At 48.1% G+C, this 20802-nt stretch carries 16 protein-coding genes and 1 pseudogene; 11 read left to right on the top strand and 6 right to left on the bottom strand.

Going from position 1 to position 20802, the window contains the following annotated elements; translation table 11 throughout:
- Nucleotides 1-221 precede the first annotated feature (221 nt).
- From ACFQ3W_RS20215 to ACFQ3W_RS20225, 3 genes are read right to left on the bottom strand one after another with little or no spacing between them, the layout of a single operon-like run.
- On the bottom strand, nt 222-1202 hold the full coding sequence (locus ACFQ3W_RS20215; RefSeq protein WP_379321043.1) for an electron transfer flavoprotein subunit alpha/FixB family protein: 981 nt from the start codon (nt 1200-1202) through the stop codon (nt 222-224).
- A 56-nt stretch (nt 1203-1258) separates the two neighbouring features.
- On the bottom strand, nt 1259-2026 hold the full coding sequence (locus ACFQ3W_RS20220; RefSeq protein ID WP_379321044.1) for an electron transfer flavoprotein subunit beta/FixA family protein: 768 nt from the start codon (nt 2024-2026) through the stop codon (nt 1259-1261).
- A 22-nt stretch (nt 2027-2048) separates the two neighbouring features.
- Nucleotides 2049-2630 (bottom strand): TetR/AcrR family transcriptional regulator, encoded by a 582-nt coding sequence (locus ACFQ3W_RS20225; RefSeq protein WP_379321045.1) that lies wholly within the window; start codon nt 2628-2630, stop codon nt 2049-2051.
- A 189-nt stretch (nt 2631-2819) separates the two neighbouring features.
- Between ACFQ3W_RS20225 and ACFQ3W_RS20230 the strand changes: the two genes are divergently transcribed.
- Genes ACFQ3W_RS20230 through ACFQ3W_RS20255 form a run of 6 tightly spaced genes read left to right on the top strand, consistent with a single transcriptional unit; the run spans nt 2820 to nt 12617 of the window.
- Nucleotides 2820-4997, top strand: coding sequence for a (Fe-S)-binding protein (locus ACFQ3W_RS20230; protein WP_379321046.1), 2178 nt, complete (start codon nt 2820-2822; stop codon nt 4995-4997).
- Between the two features lie 22 nt (nt 4998-5019).
- Complete coding sequence (locus ACFQ3W_RS20235; protein WP_379321047.1) at nt 5020-7416, top strand: 3-hydroxyacyl-CoA dehydrogenase/enoyl-CoA hydratase family protein; 2397 nt, start codon at nt 5020-5022, stop codon at nt 7414-7416.
- A gap of 25 nt (nt 7417-7441) precedes the next feature.
- The gene (locus tag ACFQ3W_RS20240; protein WP_379321048.1) at nt 7442-8629 is read left to right on the top strand and encodes an acetyl-CoA C-acetyltransferase; all 1188 of its coding nucleotides are present in this window, start codon (nt 7442-7444) and stop codon (nt 8627-8629) included.
- A 22-nt stretch (nt 8630-8651) separates the two neighbouring features.
- Nucleotides 8652-10436, top strand: a complete 1785-nt coding sequence (locus ACFQ3W_RS20245; protein WP_379321049.1) for an acyl-CoA dehydrogenase family protein — start codon at nt 8652-8654, stop codon at nt 10434-10436.
- Nucleotides 10437-10463: 27 nt separating this feature from the next.
- Nucleotides 10464-12152, top strand: coding sequence for a long-chain-fatty-acid--CoA ligase (locus ACFQ3W_RS20250; RefSeq protein ID WP_379321050.1), 1689 nt, complete (start codon nt 10464-10466; stop codon nt 12150-12152).
- 48 nt (nt 12153-12200) lie between these two features.
- On the top strand, nt 12201-12617 hold the full coding sequence (locus ACFQ3W_RS20255; RefSeq protein ID WP_379321051.1) for a PaaI family thioesterase: 417 nt from the start codon (nt 12201-12203) through the stop codon (nt 12615-12617).
- Nucleotides 12618-12706: 89 nt separating this feature from the next.
- On the opposite strand, the gene ACFQ3W_RS20260 is transcribed toward ACFQ3W_RS20255, so the two are convergent.
- On the bottom strand, nt 12707-13489 hold the full coding sequence (locus tag ACFQ3W_RS20260; protein WP_379321052.1) for a YheC/YheD family protein: 783 nt from the start codon (nt 13487-13489) through the stop codon (nt 12707-12709).
- A 172-nt stretch (nt 13490-13661) separates the two neighbouring features.
- Here ACFQ3W_RS20260 and ACFQ3W_RS20265 point away from each other — a divergent pair, with 172 nt between their 5' ends.
- Genes ACFQ3W_RS20265 through ACFQ3W_RS20275 form a run of 3 tightly spaced genes read left to right on the top strand, consistent with a single transcriptional unit; the run spans nt 13662 to nt 17626 of the window.
- On the top strand, nt 13662-15242 hold the full coding sequence (locus tag ACFQ3W_RS20265; RefSeq protein ID WP_379321053.1) for a spore germination protein: 1581 nt from the start codon (nt 13662-13664) through the stop codon (nt 15240-15242).
- Between the two features lie 11 nt (nt 15243-15253).
- A complete protein-coding gene (locus tag ACFQ3W_RS20270) occupies nt 15254-16492 on the top strand; it encodes a Ger(x)C family spore germination protein (RefSeq protein WP_379321054.1) in 1239 nt (412 codons plus the stop codon).
- Between the two features lie 24 nt (nt 16493-16516).
- Entirely contained in the window at nt 16517-17626 is a 1110-nt protein-coding gene (locus ACFQ3W_RS20275; protein WP_379321055.1) for a GerAB/ArcD/ProY family transporter, read from the top strand.
- A 25-nt stretch (nt 17627-17651) separates the two neighbouring features.
- Here the strand turns inward: ACFQ3W_RS20275 and ACFQ3W_RS20280 are convergent, their stop codons facing one another.
- On the bottom strand, nt 17652-18506 hold the full coding sequence (locus ACFQ3W_RS20280) for an SDR family oxidoreductase (RefSeq protein WP_379321056.1): 855 nt from the start codon (nt 18504-18506) through the stop codon (nt 17652-17654).
- A 178-nt stretch (nt 18507-18684) separates the two neighbouring features.
- A complete protein-coding gene (locus tag ACFQ3W_RS20285) occupies nt 18685-18864 on the bottom strand; it encodes a hypothetical protein (RefSeq protein WP_379321057.1) in 180 nt (59 codons plus the stop codon).
- Nucleotides 18865-19074: 210 nt separating this feature from the next.
- Here ACFQ3W_RS20285 and ACFQ3W_RS20290 point away from each other — a divergent pair.
- Both ACFQ3W_RS20290 and ACFQ3W_RS20295 read left to right on the top strand, forming a co-directional pair.
- Nucleotides 19075-20352, top strand: a pseudogene (locus tag ACFQ3W_RS20290) (glycosyl hydrolase family 8); the annotation flags it as partial.
- Between the two features lie 63 nt (nt 20353-20415).
- Nucleotides 20416-20784 carry a discoidin domain-containing protein gene (locus tag ACFQ3W_RS20295; RefSeq protein ID WP_379321091.1) on the top strand — a complete coding sequence of 123 codons (369 nt, stop codon included), beginning with the start codon at nt 20416-20418 and terminating at the stop codon, nt 20782-20784.
- Nucleotides 20785-20802 lie beyond the last annotated feature (18 nt).

The following is a 20802-nucleotide window of genomic DNA, read 5'->3' on the forward strand; positions in this document are numbered from 1 at the left end:
ACGCCATGGAGATAGTGTACACTTTTTCTTCCTCATTTTAAAGAAGATAATGGAAACAAATTTGAGGCAGAAAAATGAGGTGGGGGTTTATGTTGTATATTGTAGAATTTTATCGACATGAGCGGGAGATAGCTAGATTTCATCAAACGATAAATTTCGATTTTGAGGCCGATAGACGAAAGACGACAACCCAAAATGGCTGTCGTCTTGTTATGAAGGAACTATGCGAGCACTTTCTTAAACTGCTCTGTTAACAGGGGAACGACTTCAAACAAATCCCCTACAATCCCGTAATCAGCGACCTTGAAAATTGGAGCTTCCGGATCTTTGTTAATGGCGATGATGACCCGCGATTGGCTCATCCCAGCCAAATGTTGAATGGCTCCACTGATGCCGCAGGCAATGTAAATTTCCGGTGTGACCACCTTGCCTGTCTGGCCAATCTGCAGCGCGTAGTCGCAGTAACCCGCATCACAGGCGCCGCGCGAGGCGCCAACCGCACCTTGCAGCGCATCGGCCAACTCCTCCAGTACCTTGAAACCGTCAGCGCTCTTCACGCCGCGCCCGCCAGAAACTACGATTTTGGCTTCCGTTAAATCCACTTTGCCCGAGATTTTACGGACAACGTCTTTGAGGACGGTTTGCAGCGAATCAGGTTGAGCAAAATCAAGTGGGACTACAATGCCAGGTGAGCTGACGGAGGAAGCAGGTGTGATATTGTTGGGGCGAATCGTAACAATTCCGCCTTCGCTCGAAAGCTTTCTTTTCTCAAATGCTTTACCAGCATAGAGAGGACGCGTAAATACTACGTCATCACCGTTCTTATCCATTGAGGTAATGTCAGAGATTTGACCAACACCCAAATGAGCGGCTATTTGCGGACCAAGGTCACGACCGATAGCGGTATGCCCTAGAAAAATAAACTGCGGCTGGGTCGAGAGCGCGTCTAAAGCTTGCGTAAATGCAGCAAAATAAACTTCTGCCTGATAAGAATTTAAGTCAGGGTGATCCATGATAAGCACTTTGCCTTCTACATATCGTGTCAAATCAGCGGAAGCCTCACTGATATTGTGACCAAGTAGTATGGCCACAAGCTCATCACCTTCATTTTTCGCCGAAACGGCCGCATGAAGCGCTTCCAAGGAAACCTGACGAAGCTTGCCATCCTTTGTTTCTGCTACGACAACGTAAGTTTTGCTCATATATACGCCTCCTTAGATCTATTCCTCTTATTTACACTTATTTCTCGTTTATATGGCTAAATCGCTTTTGCTTCCGTTCTCAGAAGTCCAACCAATAGTTCTGCCTGTTCTGCTAGGCTGCCCTGAAGAATCTTTCCAGCCTTTCTTTCCGGTGGCAGTGTGAGCTCTACTCTTTGCGTTTTCGGAGCGATCTCACTTTCTTCCAGTGACAAATCGGAGAGATTCAATTCGCGGAAAGGCTTCTTCTTCGCTTTCATGATTCCGGGCAGGGAAGGGTATCTTGGTTCATTCAAGCCTTGCTGCGCCGTAAACAGAGCAGGCAACGAGGTTTCTACTGTTTCACTGTCGCCTTCCGCATCCCGGCATGCTGTAGCTCGATCGCCTGCAACATCCAGCTTAGTAATTGAGGAGACATGCGGAATAGAGAGCAGCTTGGCAAGCCGCACCGCGACTTGGCCTGCGCCATTGTCCACGGAGAAATTGCCGCCGAGAATCAAGTCAAATTGCTGCTGACGTAAGAATGCTTCTAATAGACGAGTAACACCATATTCGTCAGTTTCCAGGCCTTCGTTTCCGATGAGGACGGCTTCATCAGCGCCCATCGCGAGCGCCGTCCGCAGTGCCTCTGCCGCCCGAGCTGGACCAACCGATACAACCGTAACATTACCGCCGTGCTTTTCTTTTACCTTTAGAGCTTCTTCTACAGCATATTCATCATAAGGATTAATCACGAATTTGACCCCGTCCTCATTTACCTTCCCGTCTTGGATAACGATTTTCTCCTCCGTATCGAACGTTTGCTTCATGATAACAAAGATATTCATGAACATTGCTCCTTTCTAAATTTTACTTGAGTCCCCGCAGAAAAAAGTCGACAGTATGCTCTACTTGCTCCGTCATAGAGTACTTCATTCCTGAGATGAGCCAGGAGGTTACGACCTCGTCAAGTGCCCCGAAAATCAGCTGTCTAGTCAGCTTGGTGTCAAGATCGGCACGGAAGGAGCCTTCCTCAATTCCTCGGATCAGAACTTGTTCGATAAGTACAATGTAAGGTTTGACGGCGAGGCCGATCGCTTTTCGCAGCTCCAGGGAGCTTTGTCTCAGTTCGATTTGTGTGACATAGGCGAGGTCCACATTTTGCTCCAGCTGCGATAAATGAATCTCACAGATTTTGCGAAGCGCTTCATCCGCCGTACTAGTGTCCCGGATACTACTGTTGAAAAGATCTACCAGCTTGCCCAAACGATCCTGAAATAGCGAAATGAGGATATCTTCCTTGTTTTTAAAATATAAATAGATCGTACCGTCGGCGACACCAGCCTCCTTGGCGATTTTAGATACCTGAGAGCCGTGAAACCCGTTCTCTGCAATGACTTTCTCCGCCGCATCTAAAATCATTTCAAATTTTTCCTGTTTCCTACTTGTCATGGGTGCACCTCTAATGCTAAAATTTAAAACAACTGAATGAATACTCATTCATTTTTCTTAATCTTAGGGTAAACCAAGCGAGTTGTCAATGCAGAATCCTTAAGATTTTAATTAAAAGATAGGATGTAACCGCTTACCTGTGATTGTCCATTTTATGAACTAGCAGAAGAAGAAAGGACGGGAGGAAAAATGGTATGGCTATGGCTTAATGCCGTGTTGTTTGCGGCGGTGGCGGGATACGCGATTTATTTATTTTATAAAGCTGTATTCCATCGCTATCTTTATATGAAGCTCGGAAAGCCGACCGATTTCAGGGCACTGCGAAACAAAAAGCAAGGGGATTTTACATCGCAGGTGTTCGGTCAGAAGAAGTTGCTTAAAGACTCCAAGAGCGGATTCATGCATATCGTCATTTTTTACGGATTTATTATTTTACAATTTGGAGCTCTCGACTTGATCATCAAAGGATTGACGCGTGGCGGTCATTTGCCGCTGCCGGCTTATGAGCTGTTTGGGTGGTTTCAGGAATTCACGGCTGTAGCCATTCTGGCTGCAATGGCGTACGCAGCTTACCGGCGGTATGTAGAGAAGCTTCCCCGATTAAAAAGAGGGCTGAAACCCGGTATCGTCGTCATCTTCATCTATTCATTAATGTTATCTGTTCTGTTATCGCTTGGGTTTGAACGTTTGTGGCTGGAAGTGCCATTTTCGTGGTATGCCCCGGTATCATCCGCAATCGCAGCTGTTTTCAGCGGTTTGTCGTTAGCGGGTGCTGAAGTACTGTTTTACGTATTCTGGTGGCTGCATTTGCTCATATTGCTATCTTTTCTCGTCTATGTTCCGCAGTCCAAGCACTTTCATTTGATCACCGGTCCGATCAACATATGGTTCCGCCGTTCAGGACCGGTCGGTCGCTTGCAGAAGCTCGATTTGGAAGATGAGGAAGCTGAAAGCTTCGGTGTCGGCAAGATTGAGGATTTCACGCAAAAGCAGATGCTTGATTTTTACGCTTGTGTGGAATGCGGGCGCTGTACAAATGTATGTCCGGCTGCCAACACGGGTAAAGTGCTGTCGCCAATGCACCTCATAACGAAGCTGCGCGATCACTTAACAGATAAAGGCGTGGCGGTTACCGGCAAGTCTCCATGGGTACCCGAGTATGTTTTTTCAGTTGCAGGCGCGCACGCACTTCAGGCTGATGGTGATCTGGGAGGCGCTCATTGGGATGGCGTAACCGGGACGACTGATATACGGCCTACGCTGGATTGGCAGAAGACAACATGGCAGAAAACGAAAGAGAAAAGTGCTACAGAACTCGAACTGATCGGCGACGTTATGACAGAAGAAGAGATTTGGGCCTGTACCACCTGCCGTAACTGTGAGGATCAATGTCCGGTTGATAACGAGCATGTTGATAAAATTATCGATTTGCGCCGCCATCTTGTTCTGATGCAGGGGAGTATCCCTCAAGAGGGACAACGGGCGATGCAAAATATTGAACGTCAAGGTAATCCTTGGGGGATTAGCCGGAACGATCGCGCGGCATGGACCGGCGATATCGAAGGCATTGCGGTGCCAACCGTCAAAGAGAACCCCAATTTTGAATATCTGTTCTTTGTAGGCTCCATGGGCTCCTATGACTTACGCAGCCGTAAAGTATCGCGGGCGTTTGTCCGGTTATTGCACGAAGCGGGCGTCAACTTTGCGATTCTTGGCAATGAGGAGAAAAACTCGGGAGATACGCCGCGCAGAATGGGCAACGAGATGCTGTTCCAGCAGCTTTGTATGGAGAACATCGCTATCTTTCAGCGTTATGGGGTTAAGAGAATTGTCACCGCTTGCCCGCACACCTTTAATACCCTGAAAAATGAATATCCCGAATTCGGTTTAGAGGAGGTGGAAGTGCTACATCATTCGCAGCTTTTGGAGCAATTGATTCAGGAAGGACGGCTTAAGCCGCGTTATGAAGTGAAGGAGCGCATTACGTATCACGATTCCTGCTATTTAGGGCGGTATAACAACGTGTACGATGCGCCGCGCAATGTACTGCGTTCTGTTCCAGGCGTAGAACTGGTCGAGATGGCCCGTTCTAGGGAGAACGGCATGTGCTGCGGAGCCGGCGGCGGCATGATGTGGATGGAGGAGACCGCCGGCAAGCGTGTGAACGTGGCTCGGACCGAGCAAGCACTGGAGGTTCAGCCTAGCGTCATCAGCAGTGCCTGTCCGTATTGCCTCACGATGCTGGAGGATGGCACAAAGATGAAAGAAGTTGAGGATCAGGTCAAAGCGAAGGATATTGCGGAAATTTTGGAGTTGTCGGTGTTTGCGGACACGACAGTCGGCTCCAGCCCCGTTTTATCAATATGATTTTTCTTGGGAGGTAATAGAGATGAATAAACCGATCCGGAAAGCGGCCGTCATCGGCTCGGGCATTATGGGTTCCGGTATTGCAGCCCAGCTCGCCAATGCGGGAATTCCATGTCTACTGCTCGATATTGTACCTAAGCAATTAACGGAAGCGGAAACCGCCAAAGGTTATACCTTGGATCATCCTGCCGTTCGCAACCGTCTGGCTACGGCGGCAATCGCTCATTTGTCCAAAATCAAACCAGCCCCTCTTTACGACGAGTCCTTTGCACAGCGAATAACGCCGGGAAACCTGGAAGATCATCTTGCGCTGATTAGCGAAGTAGATTGGGTCATTGAGGTCGTCGTAGAAAATCTGGACGTCAAAAAGCAGCTGCTTGCTACTGTAGAGCAACATTGGAAGCCGGGCATCGTCATCAGCTCAAACACCTCCGGTATCTCTATTAACGCCATGGTGGAGGGCAGATCAGAGGAGTTCCGCAAGCATTTCCTTGGAACGCACTTCTTCAATCCTCCTCGATACATGAAGTTGATTGAAGTGATACCGGGGATTGAAACGGACCCTTCGCTTGTGAAAGAACTCAGCCGGTTTTGCGAGCGTAAGCTTGGTAAAACTGTGGTTCTTGCCAAAGATACGCCGAACTTTATTGCCAACCGAATCGGCACCTTTGGGCTACTGGTAACTTTGCGTGAAATGGCGGAGAAGGGTTACACGGTAGAGGAGGTTGATGCTGTCACCGGTCCGGCGATGGGTCGGCCGAAAAGCGCAACGTTCCGGACGCTAGACTTGGTTGGGCTAGACACGTTTGTCCATGTTGCGGATAACGTATTTGCCAATGTGGATGACGAAGCAGAGAAGAAAGTGTTCGAGGCTCCTGAAGTGCTTAAAGAAATGGTGACCAGAAGATGGCTTGGGGAAAAAACCGGCCAAGGCTTTTATAAAAAGATAAAAGGTGCGAATGGCAGCGAGATTTTTGCACTCGACTTATCAACCATGGAGTACCGGTCGCAGAAAAAGCCAGCGTCCGCCTCTTTGGAAGCAGCTAAACTGGCCAAAGGCGCAAAGGCTAAAACGAAAGCGATGATAAGCGGTCAAGATCGCTATTCACAGCTTGCATGGGATGTACTTAAGCAGGTGCTCGTATATTCGGCTGAGAAGCTGGGTGAAATTGCTGACGACATCCGAGAGCTCGACGAAGCGATGAAATGGGGATTCAACTGGGAGTTAGGGCCGTTTGAAACTTGGGATGCGATCGGTCTCGTGAAATCCGTAGACAAGATGGAAGCTGAAGGCTTAAAAGTGCCGGCTTGGGTGAAGGAATGGATCGCTCAAGGGAATACCTCATTCTACAAAAAAGAAGACGGTGTGCTGTTCCAAGTTATGCGCGGAGAATACCGGCGTGTAGAGATTCCGCAGGAAGTCATCTCACTTAGCGATTTGAAGGCGCAAAACAAAGTGGTGAAAAGCAACAGCGGAGCCAGCCTGATTGATCTAGGCGACGGCGTAGCCTGTCTGGAGTTCCATTCGCCAAACAACGCGATCGGAAACGATATTTTGTCTATGATTTCGCAGAGCGTTGAGGAGGTGAGGAACAACTTCGAAGGACTTGTCATCGCCAATCAGGGTCGAAACTTCTGCGTTGGAGCCAATCTAATGATGCTGCTGATGGAAGCTCAAGACGAGGAATGGGATGAAGTCGACGACATTATTCGTTTATTCCAAAACACGATGTATGGCTTAAAGAGATTTGAAAAACCGGTTGTAGCTGCTCCGCACCGGATGACCCTTGGCGGTGGCGTTGAGGCTTGCATGCCGGCCGATCAGGTCATTGCGGCTGCCGAGACTTACTATGGACTGGTTGAGGTCGGCGTCGGTGTAATTCCGGCGGGCGGCGGCTGTAAAGAGCTGGCGCTCCGGGCAAGCCAGCAGGCTTCCGTAGGTGATGCGGATTTGCAGCCTTACATCAACCATATTTTCCAGACTGTCGGAACGGCAACCGTTTCAAGCAGCGGTCACGACGCTAAGCGGTTAGGGTTACTCAAGCCGACCGACCGGATTGTTATTCATCCGGATCATACGATTTATGAAGCGAAGCAGGCTGTGCTTCGGATGGCTGCGGGCGGCTATGAGCCGATTCCCGAAACAAAGATTCGAGTTGTCGGCTCCGAAGGTAAAGCGGTTCTGCAGCTCGGCGCCATCGGCATGCGCGAAAGCGGGTACATTAGCGACCATGATCTTCTTATTGCGAAGAAGCTCGCTCATGTCCTCGCAGGTGGCGATGTACCGGCAGGTACCTATGTTACTGAGCAGTACATGCTGGATCTTGAACGTGAGGCGTTCCTAAGCTTGTGCGGCGAACCCAAGACTCGTCAGCGCATGCAGCACATGCTAACCAAAGGAAAACCGCTTCGCAACTAATTTTTCGGGGGAGGTTGAATTCTTCATGAAAGAAGCTGTGATTGTATCCACGGCACGCACGGCAGTGGGCAAAGCCAAGAAGGGAAGCCTTGTGCAAACGCGCGCCGATGATTTGGGGAAGGTCGTGCTGGAGGCTGTAGTAGAGCGAACTCCCGGCCTGAAGAAAGAAGATGTTGAGGATATCATTATTGGTTGTGCCATGCCAGAAGGGGAGCAAGGTCTCAATTTTGCAAGGGTGATGTCACTTTATGCCGGTTTTCCGGTGACGGTTCCGGCGCTCACGATTAACCGGTTTTGTTCCTCCGGGCTTCAAGCTATCGCTTTTGCTGCCGAGCGGATTATGTTAGGCCACGCTGATGTCCTGATTGCTGGCGGCGTGGAAAGCATGAGCCATGTTCCAATGACGGGGCATAAGGTGTCGCCAAACCCAAAAATTGTGGCGGAGATGCCGGAAGTGTACATGGCAATGGGGCACACTGCGGAGCGCGTTGCGGAGCGTTTCAACATAACCCGCGAGGATCAAGATCGGTTCGCTATGCGTTCACATCAAAAGGCGGCCCAGGCCATTGCGGAGGGTAAATTTGTCGACGAGATCGTTCCGCTCAATACAGAACTTCGAAAGCTGGATGAGAAAGGAAAGCTCAGCGTCAATCAATTTGTGTTCAATCAGGATGAAGGGGTTCGTGCAGATACGACTCTTGAGGCACTTGCAAAGCTGAAGCCTGGGTTTAAGCAGGGCGGAAGCGTCACGGCGGGCAATTCTTCGCAAGTGAGCGACGGTGCGGCTGCAGTTGTGCTGATGAGTAAGGAAAAGGCAGATGAGTTGGGTCTAACGCCGCTCGCCACGTTCCGTTCTTTTGCTGTAGCGGGTGTTGAACCGGAAATCATGGGGGTAGGACCGGTAAAAGCGATTCCGAAAGCGCTTGAAATAGCAGGAATCACCCTTGGCGATGTCGATTTGTTTGAAATCAATGAAGCGTTTGCTTCCCAGTGCTTGCACGTTATTCGTGAGCTGAATATTGACGAAGACAAAGTGAATGTTAACGGCGGTGCCATTGCGCTTGGTCATCCACTGGGTTGTACCGGCGCAAAACTTACGGGAACGCTCATTCACGAACTGCGCCGCCGCGGCGGCGGCTATGGCGTTGTATCGATGTGCATCGGCGGCGGCATGGGTGCTGCAGGCGTGTTTGAAGTTCATGCTAGTAAATAATTTTGGAAGAGGAGATGACGAAATGAGCAACAAAACGTTGAACAAAATACTCGGTGGAAGCTTTATGATTGAGGATTTGGATTATCAGCAAATGGTAACACCTGAGGATTTTACTGAAGAACAACGTATGATCGGGGAAACCACGCAGGATTACGTCAATGCGGAAGTACTGCCGCGAGATGAGGAAATCGAAAAGCTGAATTATGACTTAACAGTCGATTTGCTTCGCAAAGCCGGTGAGGTTGGGCTCCTTGGTGCTGACGTTCCGGAAGCTTACGGCGGCATGGGTCTGGATAAAGTAAGTACAACCATCATCAATGAGAAATTGACAAAAGCATCGTCGTTTGCGCTGTCCTTTGGTGCACATGTCGGAATCGGAACACTTCCGATCGTTTATTTCGGCACCGATACGCAAAAGCGTAAATATTTACCACAGCTTGCTACCGGGGAACTGATCGCGGCATACTGTCTCACGGAGCCTTCCTCCGGATCAGATGCCCTGGGTGCTAAAACGACCGCCAAGCTATCCGAGGACGGGACGCATTATATTTTGAACGGAACAAAACAATTCATTACAAATGCAAACTTCGCAGATATTTTCATTGTTTATGCCAAAGTCAACGGTAAGGATTTCAGTACGTTCATCGTAGAACGGACGATGGAAGGCGTAAGCATCGGGCCGGAAGAGAAGAAAATGGGCATTAAAGGTTCGTCCACCTGCCCACTTATTTTGGAAGATGTGAAAGTGCCAGTTGAAAACCTGCTCTGGGAAGTAGGCAAGGGTCACTTGATCGCCTTTAACATTCTGAACATCGGACGCTTCAAACTTGCTGCAGGCTGCGTCGGCTCCTCCAAAGATGCCATCGAATATGCCGCTAAATATGCCAATGAGCGCACACAGTTTGGGCAAAAGATTTCTTCCTTCCCGCTGATCGGGAAAAAGCTTGCCGACATGAACATCCGTACCTTTGCACTGGAAAGTATGGTTTATCGGACAGCTGGTTTGTTTGATGTTGGTCTGGCCGATGTGGATCATAACAGCGCTGACGTTGGGTATCAATCCGCGAAAGCGATTGCCGAATATCAGCTGGAATGCTCCATTAACAAGGTATTCGGGTCGGAGACGCTTGATTTTGTTGCCGACGAGGGTGTACAAATTCACGGCGGATACGGCTTTACCCAAGAATACCGCATCGAACGAATTTATCGCGACGCGCGAATCAACCGTATTTTTGAAGGAACGAACGAGATTAATCGGCTGCTGATTCCGGGCAATCTCGTGAAGCGCGCAATGAAAGGCGAATTGCCGCTGATGCAAAAAGCGATGGCCCTGCAAAAAGAGTTGATGGAGCCGATTCCAGCCTTTGTGGGAGAAGGTACGTTGGAGCAGGAAGCACACTTGCTTGCGATGTCTAAAAAAATCTTCCTGATGGCAGGCGCTCAAGCGGTTCAGAAATACCAAATGAAGCTGGAGCAGGAGCAAGAGGTGCTCAGCCATTTGGCGGATATCATGATCGCTGTATATGGTATGGAAAGTGCTCTTCTCAGAACGAAGAAACAGATCGAACGTGCCGGCGAAGCGAAGTCCGAAACCTATATCGACATGACAACCACATTTGTTCATGAGGAATTTGCACGTATTGAAGCATTGGCTAAGGAAGTACTAAGTTATATGGAATCGGGAGATACGCTCCGTACCCAATTATCCGTCTTGAAAAAATTGACAAAACGCACTGCCGTGAATACGCTATCATTAAAACGGCGCATCGCCGCTAAAGTGATTGAGGCGGAGGAGTACGTTTTGTAAATCATATGTAAGGTTGGGAGGAAGGCAATGTCGAATAAACCTTGGTTAAGACATTATCCCACTGAGGTTCCTCCAACTTATGATTATCCAAAGCATAATGTAGCTCACTTTCTAGAAATTTCCGCTGACAAATATCCCAATGTCACGGCTCTGGAATTCATGGGGAGGAAAATATCCTATCGTTCTTTATTGGAACAAACCTACCGGTTTGCGAATGCCCTGCTTCGGCTGGGTATTCGCAAAGGGGACCGGGTCGCCATTATGCTACCCAATTGCCCGCAGGCGGTTATAGCCTATTACGGAACGCTGTTAATGGGCGGTATTGCGGTGATGACGAATCCGCTCTATATGCCCCGGGAGCTTGAGCATCAGTTGACGGACTCAGGAGCGAGGGTGATGATCACGCTTGATGCTCTAGTGGATCGGGTTCGAACATCCATGGAGCATCATCCGCTTGATTTTATTATCGCAGCATCAATCAAAGATTACTTGCCATTTCCCAAAAATCTTCTCTATCCGATCAAAGCGAAAAAAGATGGAATGGCTGTACATTTAAACTATAATGATCGTTTACTTTCCTTTCCCGAGTTTTTGCAGCAGTCCTCAGCCGATCCTTGTAAGGTGGACATTAATCCTGAAGAAGATCTGGCCCTGCTGCAATACACCGGCGGGACCACGGGATTTGCGAAAGGTGTCATGCTTACGCACATGAATATGGTGGCGAATACGATTCAGAACCAGCTATGGTTTTATCGTTATCGCATTGGCCAGGAGAGGTACATGGCCGCTCTGCCATTTTTTCATGTATTCGGGATGACGGTGCTGCTGAATCAGGCGATTTCTTTGGCCGGTACTTTGATTTTGATCCCCCGGTTTGAAATCAATCAGGTGCTCAAAATGATCGACAAGAAGAAACCGACGGTGTTTCCTGGAGCGCCTACCATGTATGTTGCGATCATAAATCACAAGGATATTGCCAAGTATGATCTTTCATCTATCAACGTTTGTGTCAGCGGGGCAGCCCCACTGCCATTAGAAGTGCAAACCCGGTTCGAGCATTTGACCGGCGGCAAGCTGATCGAGGGATACGGATTAACGGAATCTTCGCCGGTGACCCATGCAAACAACATTTGGGGACTGCGGAAAACAGGCTCCATCGGGGTGCCGTTCCCTGACACCGATGCCAAAATCGTACACCCGGATACGCTGGAAGATGTGCTTGCCGGAGAAATCGGTGAGCTCGCAGTTCGTGGGCCCCAGGTGATGAAAGGCTATTGGAACAAGCCGGAGGAGACGTATAAGTCGTTGCGAGACGGTTGGTTGCTTACGGGAGACTTGGGCCGGATGGACGAAGACGGCTTCTTTTACATTCTGGATCGCCGAAAGGACCTCATCATAGCCGGTGGCTACAATATTTATCCACGTGAGGTGGAGGAGGTGCTGTTCGAGCACCCGGATATCGAGGAAGCGATCGTTGCCGGTATCTTTGATCCGTACCGTGGAGAAACGGTTAAGGCGTTTATTGTATTAAAGGAAGGGACCGTACCCAATGCGGATGCAATTAAGCGCTGGTGCAAAGAGAGGCTGGCTGCTTATAAGGTTCCCAAGGTCTATGAATTCCGAGACAGTCTTCCCAAGACATTGGCCGGTAAGGTGCTGCGCCGGAAGCTGATTGAGGAGGAAGCAGAACGCCACGATAAGGCGGGCGGGGAATAGTGACTTTTACATCACGGTCTAAGGACCAGGGGTAAGGAGGGCAGAGCGATGAAAGCGGATTCAGAAGAGTTGAGCGTTCTGATGGAGCAGTGGAATAAGGCCGCGATTGGAACGTTTGGCGATTTTTTAGGCTGTGAAGTGGTAGAGGCGAGTGCCAACAAAGTGATTATGACTTTAGATGTAAAGCCGTATCACCTTAATCTAATTGGTATTGTGCATGGAGGCGTATATGCAACCTTGATCGATTCCGCTATGGGGTTACTTGGAATGATCGTTAAACCGGAGGCGAGTGTCGTCACAACGAACCTTAACATGAATTATGTTGCAAAAGCGGAGGAAGGCCGCATAATTGTTACGGCTGAGTCAGTGCATACCTCTCGCAAATCGATTACGACTCAAGCATTTGCACGTTTGGAAAATGGGGAATTGTGTGCGTTTGGAACGGGGACCTTCCGGGTTATTTAACTCGGTTCAGCAGTATCTTCCATGTATGGAGAAAGGACACGTAAATGTCGACCAAGTCTGACATCATCGTGTCCTTTTTATCTGCACTTTCATTTCTTGCGTTTAAATCTTCCACTTAACCGGGAATAACGTATAACCGTTCTGTACATGCTCTTATCTTTGAGTTGATTGAATATATAAGGATCCGGAGATGTGTTAACTTCAATGATCCAGGGATGCATGTTGTGATCGACACCGATATCGACGCCGATTTCTCGAATGCCGGGGAAACTTTTCTTGAGGTGGTTGGCAATATCTTCCCCTAGATTTCGTAGCGTTTGGATATACGACTTCATTCGCATGGGATCTTTAATATAGGGGGATAGGAGCAACTCTATTGCCATTGGTTTGCCCTCGCTATGATAGTTGGTAACTATTTTTTTCGGGTGTCCTAGTCTGCCAATATGTCCAGTAGATTTCCATACTTTCTCTGGTGAACGCTGAACCATTACGCGCAGGTCGAATCTTCTCTTCTTATATTTAAGCAAGTGAATGCCTTGCTGAACAAGGTAATTGGAAGTCAATTTATGCTTCTGAATGGAAGTGTACAGATCATCAATCGTTGTAAAAACGCGAGTTTTCTTCTCGAGCTGATACTGATAAGAACGGGTTCCGCTAGAAGGCTTAATATCTACTCGCATTACGCCTCTACCGAATGAGCCGTTAATTGGTTTTACGTAAACCATTTTGTATTTCGAGAGCATTAACTCCAGATTGGTACGGTTAAATTTCCGTGTTTCCGGGAGATAGGTCCGCAGTTTTCTGCTACCTAATAGAGCCTCGTTTTTCCTCCACTTACTGCCCACATGGCGTGAATGCCGGGCTGTTTTCATATGCACGATTCCCCTTTAGTGACGTATTTACCATATCGTATTCTCGCCGACGTAAAGTGAACAGGTAATGACCTATACTTAAGGGCCCTTTTCATAAGGTTAGGTAAGTGTATACATATTATGGATATTACGCATATTACTGCTGAGTTCACCAAGTTGGAGGACATACGAAATGGGTAAATATCGACTGATTAGTCAAAGACGGCGTACAGAACAACAAAAAGACCGTTCTCCTAAGGGAAATAACCATAAGGAATCCTCGTATCAACTTACCGGATCTCTTCTCGAGACACTTTCCTATTTGGAGAAAATTATGGGAAAAAGTTCGGACATCGTTTTTCGCAAGCTGCGAAATTCGGGTTCCAATGAAAATAATGGGGATATCGCGGTCTGTTTTGTTGATGGGTTAGTCGATAAACCGCTGTTGACCAAACTTATTCATGATTTAGAAACTAATTACTTACTGCCGGTTGCGGATCGTTCCGAAGGCGAGGTCTCGGACAAAATCAGTGCCGGAAGCGTGCAGAACGCCACTACTGGAGAAGAGCTTATTGCAGGTATTTTTAACGGGTCGGCAGCGATTGTTCTGGACGGAATCAAAGGGGCGCTTGTTGTTTCCATTCCGGGCGGGCAGCAAAGATCGGTTGAAGAGCCTTCTACCCAAACACTGATCCGTGGTCCAAAGGAAGGATTTACGGAGCAGATATCTACAAATATCTCACTGATTCGACGAAAAATCCGTTCGCCGCACCTTCGCTTTGAAAATCGCGTCATTGGGACGTTCACGAAAACAAAGGTTGCCGTGGCGTTTATCGACGGGATTGCTAACACTGTAGTGGTCGAAGAAGTGCTGAGGCGACTTGATGCAATTCATATTGATGGCATTTTGGAAAGCAGCTACATTGAAGAATTTATACAGGATGAGTCATTTACCCCTTTTCCGACGGTGATGAATACGGAACGTCCGGATGCGGCTGCAGGGGGACTGCTGGAGGGACAAGTCGTGATTCTTGTAGACGGAAGCCCGTTTGTTCTCATGTGCCCGGTCACCTTTTTTAAGTTTTTTCTATCAAGCGAGGACTATTATCAGCGGTATGATATTGCCTCATTTTTACGGAACATACGCTTGTTCTCGTTTTTGGTGGCCATGCTGCTGCCGTCCATTTACATTGCGGTAACGACGTTTCATCCAGAGATGCTTCCAACGACGCTCCTGATCAGTTTAGCCGCGCAGCGGGAAGGCACACCTTTGCCTGCTTTGTTCGAAGCTTTATTAATGGAAATCACGTTTGAAGTCATCCGGGAAGCCGGCGTACGCATGCCCCGGGTCGTTGGGCCGGCTATTTCGATTGTCGGAGCGTTAGTGCTCGGACAAGCCGCCGTACAGGCCGGTTTAGTCTCTGCAGCCATGGTTATCATCGTATCCTTTACGGCGATCGCTAACTTCGTCATACCTACTTTCAACATGTCATCCGCAGTGCGGCTTATCCGGTTTGGGTTAATGCTGCTTGCCGGGTCTTTTGGCATTTACGGTATTTTGGTAGGAAGTATTCCTATTCTTGTCCATCTTGTGTCTTTAACCTCTTTTGGAATTCCGTATTTTTTGCCGGTAGCTCCGTTAAGCCCCAACAATATGCGGGATGTGTTCATTCGATTGCCATGGCCGAAAATGAAAAAGCGCCCCTCATACATCAATATTGAAAATCAAATCAGGCAAGCTTCTGTTCCCGAAAAAGGGAAAACTAAAAAATAGGAGAATGCCCTATGCGTCGTATTTTGCTGGCCATTTTTGCAGCTACGATCTGTTTATTACAGATAGGATGCTGGAACCGTACAGAGTTGAATGAGCTTGGCATTACCGCGGCCACTGGGCTTGACCGGGTAGGTGATGAGTGGGTGGTTTCCTACCAGATTATCGTGCCTACAGTCACAGGAACTGGCCAAGGCGGAGGTGGCGGCGGAGGCCAACCCAATGTGTTTGTTTTCAGCACAAACGGAAAATCGATCCGCGAAGCGGGGGACCTTGGATACATGGAGAACCCGCGGCGGCTGTATTTTGCTCATAACGAAATTCTGGTCATCGGGAGGACGGCCGCCGAACAAGGCATTGATCAAATTCTGGACCTTTATTTCCGGAATATCGACGCGCGTGAGACGGTTCTGGTTGCTATTACGGACGAGACGGCAGCTGATATCTTGCGAAAAATGGTGCCTCCCGAGAAGATCCCGGGTTCGGCGTTGTCCGATATCTTACGCAAGGAAAGCAATTTTTCTTCCTTTTTTCCTGTGGTGAGGGTTTACCAGCTGGCTCAAAAAATCGTATCAGATTCGCAAGCGGCAGGGGTGCCGGAGATTCATGTGACAGACGGAAACGCAAAAGCGCTCGAATCGCTGGATGTCAACAAAACAACATCGCCACCCGTAAAAATGAAGATCGACCGCCTTGGCGTATTCCATCGCGATAAGCTCGTCGGCTGGCTCGACCGCAAGCAAAGCTATGGCATTTCCTGGCTGACAAATCAGGTGAAAGGGAGTACGGTTCCTTTTACTTGCCCCAAAACATCGAACACGGACCAAAAAATAAAGGGCTCGATCCGTTTGTCAGGCGCCAAAACGAAAGTGACCCCTATAAAGGAAGGGGATCATTACACGATGAAGATTCAGACCCAGACCAGAGGCGATTTGCTGGAATATATGTGCGACCAAGATCCGTCCAAGCCTGAGACGATTATTGCCATTCAAAAACAAATCAGTGAGGCGATCATTGATGCGATAAATTCAGGCTGGGAGGCTTCAAGAAAAATGCATGTCGACCTGCCTGGATTCGCCAATAAGGTCCACCGAAAGTATCCGAAGGATTGGAAGAAGATTAAGGACGATTGGGAGAAGGACTTGAATTCCGTTAAGCTGGACATTCAAGTCAAGGTTAAGGTACAGCGACCTGGATTATTTAAAAAATCGTTCGATATGCTGCTGAACAAAAAGGGATCAGATGGGGAATAGCGCGTTAGGAAGAAGGTAGTCAAGATGAACCCGCGAAAAACAAGACTTGCAGAATTTATATCCGCCTTTACCTTGTTCGAAATCGGAAGCACGACGTTGTTCCAAATTGGCGCCGAGGCGAAACAGGATGCATGGCTTGCGATGACCCTTGCGGCATGTGTCGGTTTTTTGCTGCTGATGCTGCACCTTGCCATATTCAAGCGTGATCCAAAACGGGATCTGTTCGAGTTATGCCGGCATTATTTTGGTAAGGTGCTGGGTAACCTGGCAGTCATCATTTTCGGAGCCTATTTTGCCTATGAAGCTTCCCGAAATTTGCGGGACGTCGGGGAACTGGCCGCCTACATGCTGCTTAACCGGACGCCTTTGTTCATTATTATGCTTCTATGCATTCTGGTCATAGCGAACATTATTCGATACGGGCCCCATGCTGCTTTTTTACTGATGCTTGTATTACTTCCGTTCATTGTGTTTAGTTACTTTCTTCTGATTTCGATGATCTTTGGCGTAGGCCTGCCAAAATTGGAAAATATGGAGCCTATTTTGGAAGATGGGCTTGGGCCTGTCTTAAAGGTCGTTCCGGATATCATTTCTTTCCCGTTTGCCCAAACTGTGCTGTTTCTCGTTTTTTTTCCCATGGTGAGGGAGGAGAAGGGGATCGAAAAATCCATGCTCATCGGATATACATCGGTCGCGATCTTCTTGATCTTGGTCAACCACATGAACGTGCTCGTTTTGGGAACTAAGCTGGCCGATACGGTATCCTTTCCGCTGCTGCAAGTTGTTCAATTGATTGAGCTGGCCGAAATATTTGAACGAATGGACATCCTGTTTGTCCTTGTCTTGTTTATCGGTTTAGGTGCGAAGCTGCTATTTTTCTATATGGGGGCGGTAAAAGGCTTCTCTAACCTGACCAGAACATCCTTTAAAAAATGGATACTTCCCATCGGAATTGCTATATACGCATTGTCCTTTGCTTCTCCTAACTTCACCCATCATTTATGGGTGGGAATTAGCGTCGTGTTAAAATATTACCCGATTATACAAATCGGCCTTCCGGCGTTGTTGTTCATTGTCATGCTGGTTCGAAATAAGCAGAGGACAAGGGAGGAGGAGCAAATGGATAACAGTTAGTGGATGTCATCGTCAGCGAGGGACTTCATTTCCCTTTCCGCGTCATTTCAGCAAGCTGATTCCACTGCTCATCAGTGAGCTCCATGAGGTCATTGAACTGTCCGGCGCCTTTCAGCCATTCTCCACCGTCGATGGTCACCACCTCGCCGTTGATGTAGCCTGCTGCATCCGAAAGGAGAAACGCCGCTAAATCAGCCAATTCCTCCGGTTTTCCCGTTCGCCCCAAGGGGACACGCCCTAGCATTTTTGATTCAAGCTCTGGAGTAGGGGAGAGCCTAGACCAGGCTCCTTCCGTTGGAAAAGGGCCAGGGGCGACGGCCACTTGACGAATTCCATATGGTGCCCATTCAACGGCTAACGAACGGGTCAAGGCCAAAACCCCTGCTTTGGCGGCGGCAGAAGGAACGACATATCCGGAGCCACTCGAGGCATATGTAGTAACGACGTTAAGCATCGTTCCTTGAAGGCCTTGCTCGATCCACCTTTTGCCTACCTCAAGAGTCATATAAAACGTTCCGTGCAGTACAATGCCCAATACCGCATCGACGGCACGTGGGGAGAGTCTTTCCGTAGGGCTTATAAAATTACCCGCGGCATTGTTGACCAAACAATCGATTCGACCGAAACGCTGTTCCGTCCCCTCAATAAATTGCCGAATTTGTTCAGGATCTCTTACGTCGCAGCACTGGAAGAACACCTCGCGGCCATTTGCTCCCATTTCCTCAGCGGCTGTTCTCAATTTGTCCTCACGCCGACCACATATGGCGATTTTGGCACCAAGCTCTAGAAATCGTTCACCCATAGCACGTCCAAGGCCCGTGCCCCCGCCGGTAATTACGACTACCTTATCCTGTAGCAAGTCATTTGTAAACGTTCCCATTTTAGCTCGCTCCTTATTATTAATATGAGGATTTCACGGTAAGTTACTCGTAGTAACTATACAAAATGATAACTATTCTATTCGCTATATCTGGTAATTAATCCTCTTAACGGTAAAACAAAATCCGCATAGGCGAAGAAAGCCCATGCGGATTTTTAATAGAATTTGCTTCTTTTAATTATTTCACGGAGTCGGTGTCGGTATACCCAACCGGTTTAGCTATCCATTCATCGGCTTCCGGCTCAATGTCAACACCCTTTTTCATTTTTTCTTTCTCCATCATGGAATCGCCTTGTCGGTCCATTTTGTTGCGCAGTTTTGACTCGTCGCGGAGTTGTTGTCCATTCTGATGTTCCATGTTCTTCCTCCTTGGTTGTCACAGTTGATGTGTTAATTTACTTTACTTATAGTTTCCCGAATCAGACATTTACAATCATATTGTTTAGCACAAACGAAAACGGTTTATATTTATTTATTATTGTAATAAAATACAATTGAAGGACATCCTTGCTATTTCATATCCGACGACGTAAGTTGATTTGCACTACGATTACGAGGAGGAATGATGATGCAACAGACCAGGAAATACGCTGTAGCACCGGTAAGCAAGTTAAAAAGGATTTGTCTTCTTACGCTTTGTCTCGTAGTGTTGGGTTCAATGGGGTTCGTCGTACCGGCTGAGCGAGCCTCTGCGGCCGGGGAGTTAAAGCCGTTTCCGCAGCAAGTGAGCTATCCAGGAATCATTAAGCCAAGTCACGTAACTCAGGAGGCTATGAACCAATCGGTCTCCACCTACTATGATTACTGGAAGAAGACCTACTTGAAGAACAATTTGACTTCGTTGCCGGGCGGTTATTACGTGAAAGGTAACATTACTGGAGACCCGGATGGTTTCACTGCGCTTGGTTCTTCCGAAGGACAAGGGTACGGCATGATTATTACGGTACTGATGGCCGGATATGATGCTAACGCCCAATCGATTTATGACGGGCTGTTTAAAACGGCTCGGGCTTACAAAAGCTCAGGCAATCCGAATCTGATGGGGTGGGTCGTTGCAGATAGCAAATCTGCCCAAGGGCATTTTGGTTCCGCCACCGATGGAGATTTGGACATTGCTTACTCCCTGATCCTGGCGCATAATCAATGGGGTTCGAGCGGCACAATTAACTATTTGCAGGAAGCCAAGAAAATGATTACGGACGGAATCAAAGCGAGCTATGTGACGAACGGGTACCGTCTTAATCTTGGAGACTGGGATTCCAAAACTGCACTTAATACTCGTCCTTCCGATTGGATGCTCAGCCATCTGCGGGCCTTCTACGAAGTGACCGGCGATGAAACATGGATTCATGTAATCGATAACCTTTATACGGTTTACCAGCAATTTAGCGATTCTTACTCTCCAAACACTGGGTTAATCTCAGATTTTGTTGTCAACAATCCTCCTAAGCCCGCTCCAGAATGGTATCTCGATGAATTTAAGGAAACAAATATATACTACTACAATGCCAGCCGCGTTCCGCTGCGTATCATCATGGATTACGCTTTATACGGTGATCCTCGGGGCAAAGCGATAGCGGATAAAATGGCGTCTTGGATCAAGAGTAAGACCGGCGGTGTACCAGACAAAATTAAAAACGGCTATAAGCTGGATGGAACTGCCGTCGGCGACTATTCCACAGCCGTATTTGTCTCTCCGTTCATATCGGCAGGGACGTCAAACAGCAACAACCAAGCCTGGGTCAATGCCGGCTGGGATTGGATGAAGAATAAGAAAGAGGACTATTTTAGCGATACCTACAATTTGCTCAATATGCTGTTCATCTCTGGAAACTGGTGGAAGCCTGGTGGCGAACAGGTGCCTACTTCGCCAAATTTGGCACTGAACAAGCCCGCTGTATCTAGTTCGGTGGAAGGTGTCGGATTTGAGCCGGAAAAAGCATTTGACGGCAATAATATGACAAGATGGGCGAGCCGAGAAGGCACCGATCCGGAGTGGATTTATGTAGATTTGGGAACTGTTCGGCAAGTCACAGGGGTTAAGCTGAAATGGGAAGATGCTTTTGCTAAGCAGTATAAAATTCAGGTTTCAACGGAAGCTTCCAATCCAGGACAGTGGACAGACGTATACACTGCGTCAAATGGAGATGGGGGCATCGATGAAATTACGCTCTCGCCCAAGTCGGCAAGATATGTACGAATGTACGGCATAGAGCGGGGGACACCTTACGGATATTCCTTGTATGAATTTGAAGTAACCGGACCTTCAGCTCCGTAAAACCGGTAGATAACAAAA

The sequence above is a fragment of the Paenibacillus puldeungensis genome (genome assembly GCF_042678945.1).
Lineage (GTDB): Bacteria > Bacillota > Bacilli > Paenibacillales > Paenibacillaceae > Fontibacillus > Fontibacillus puldeungensis.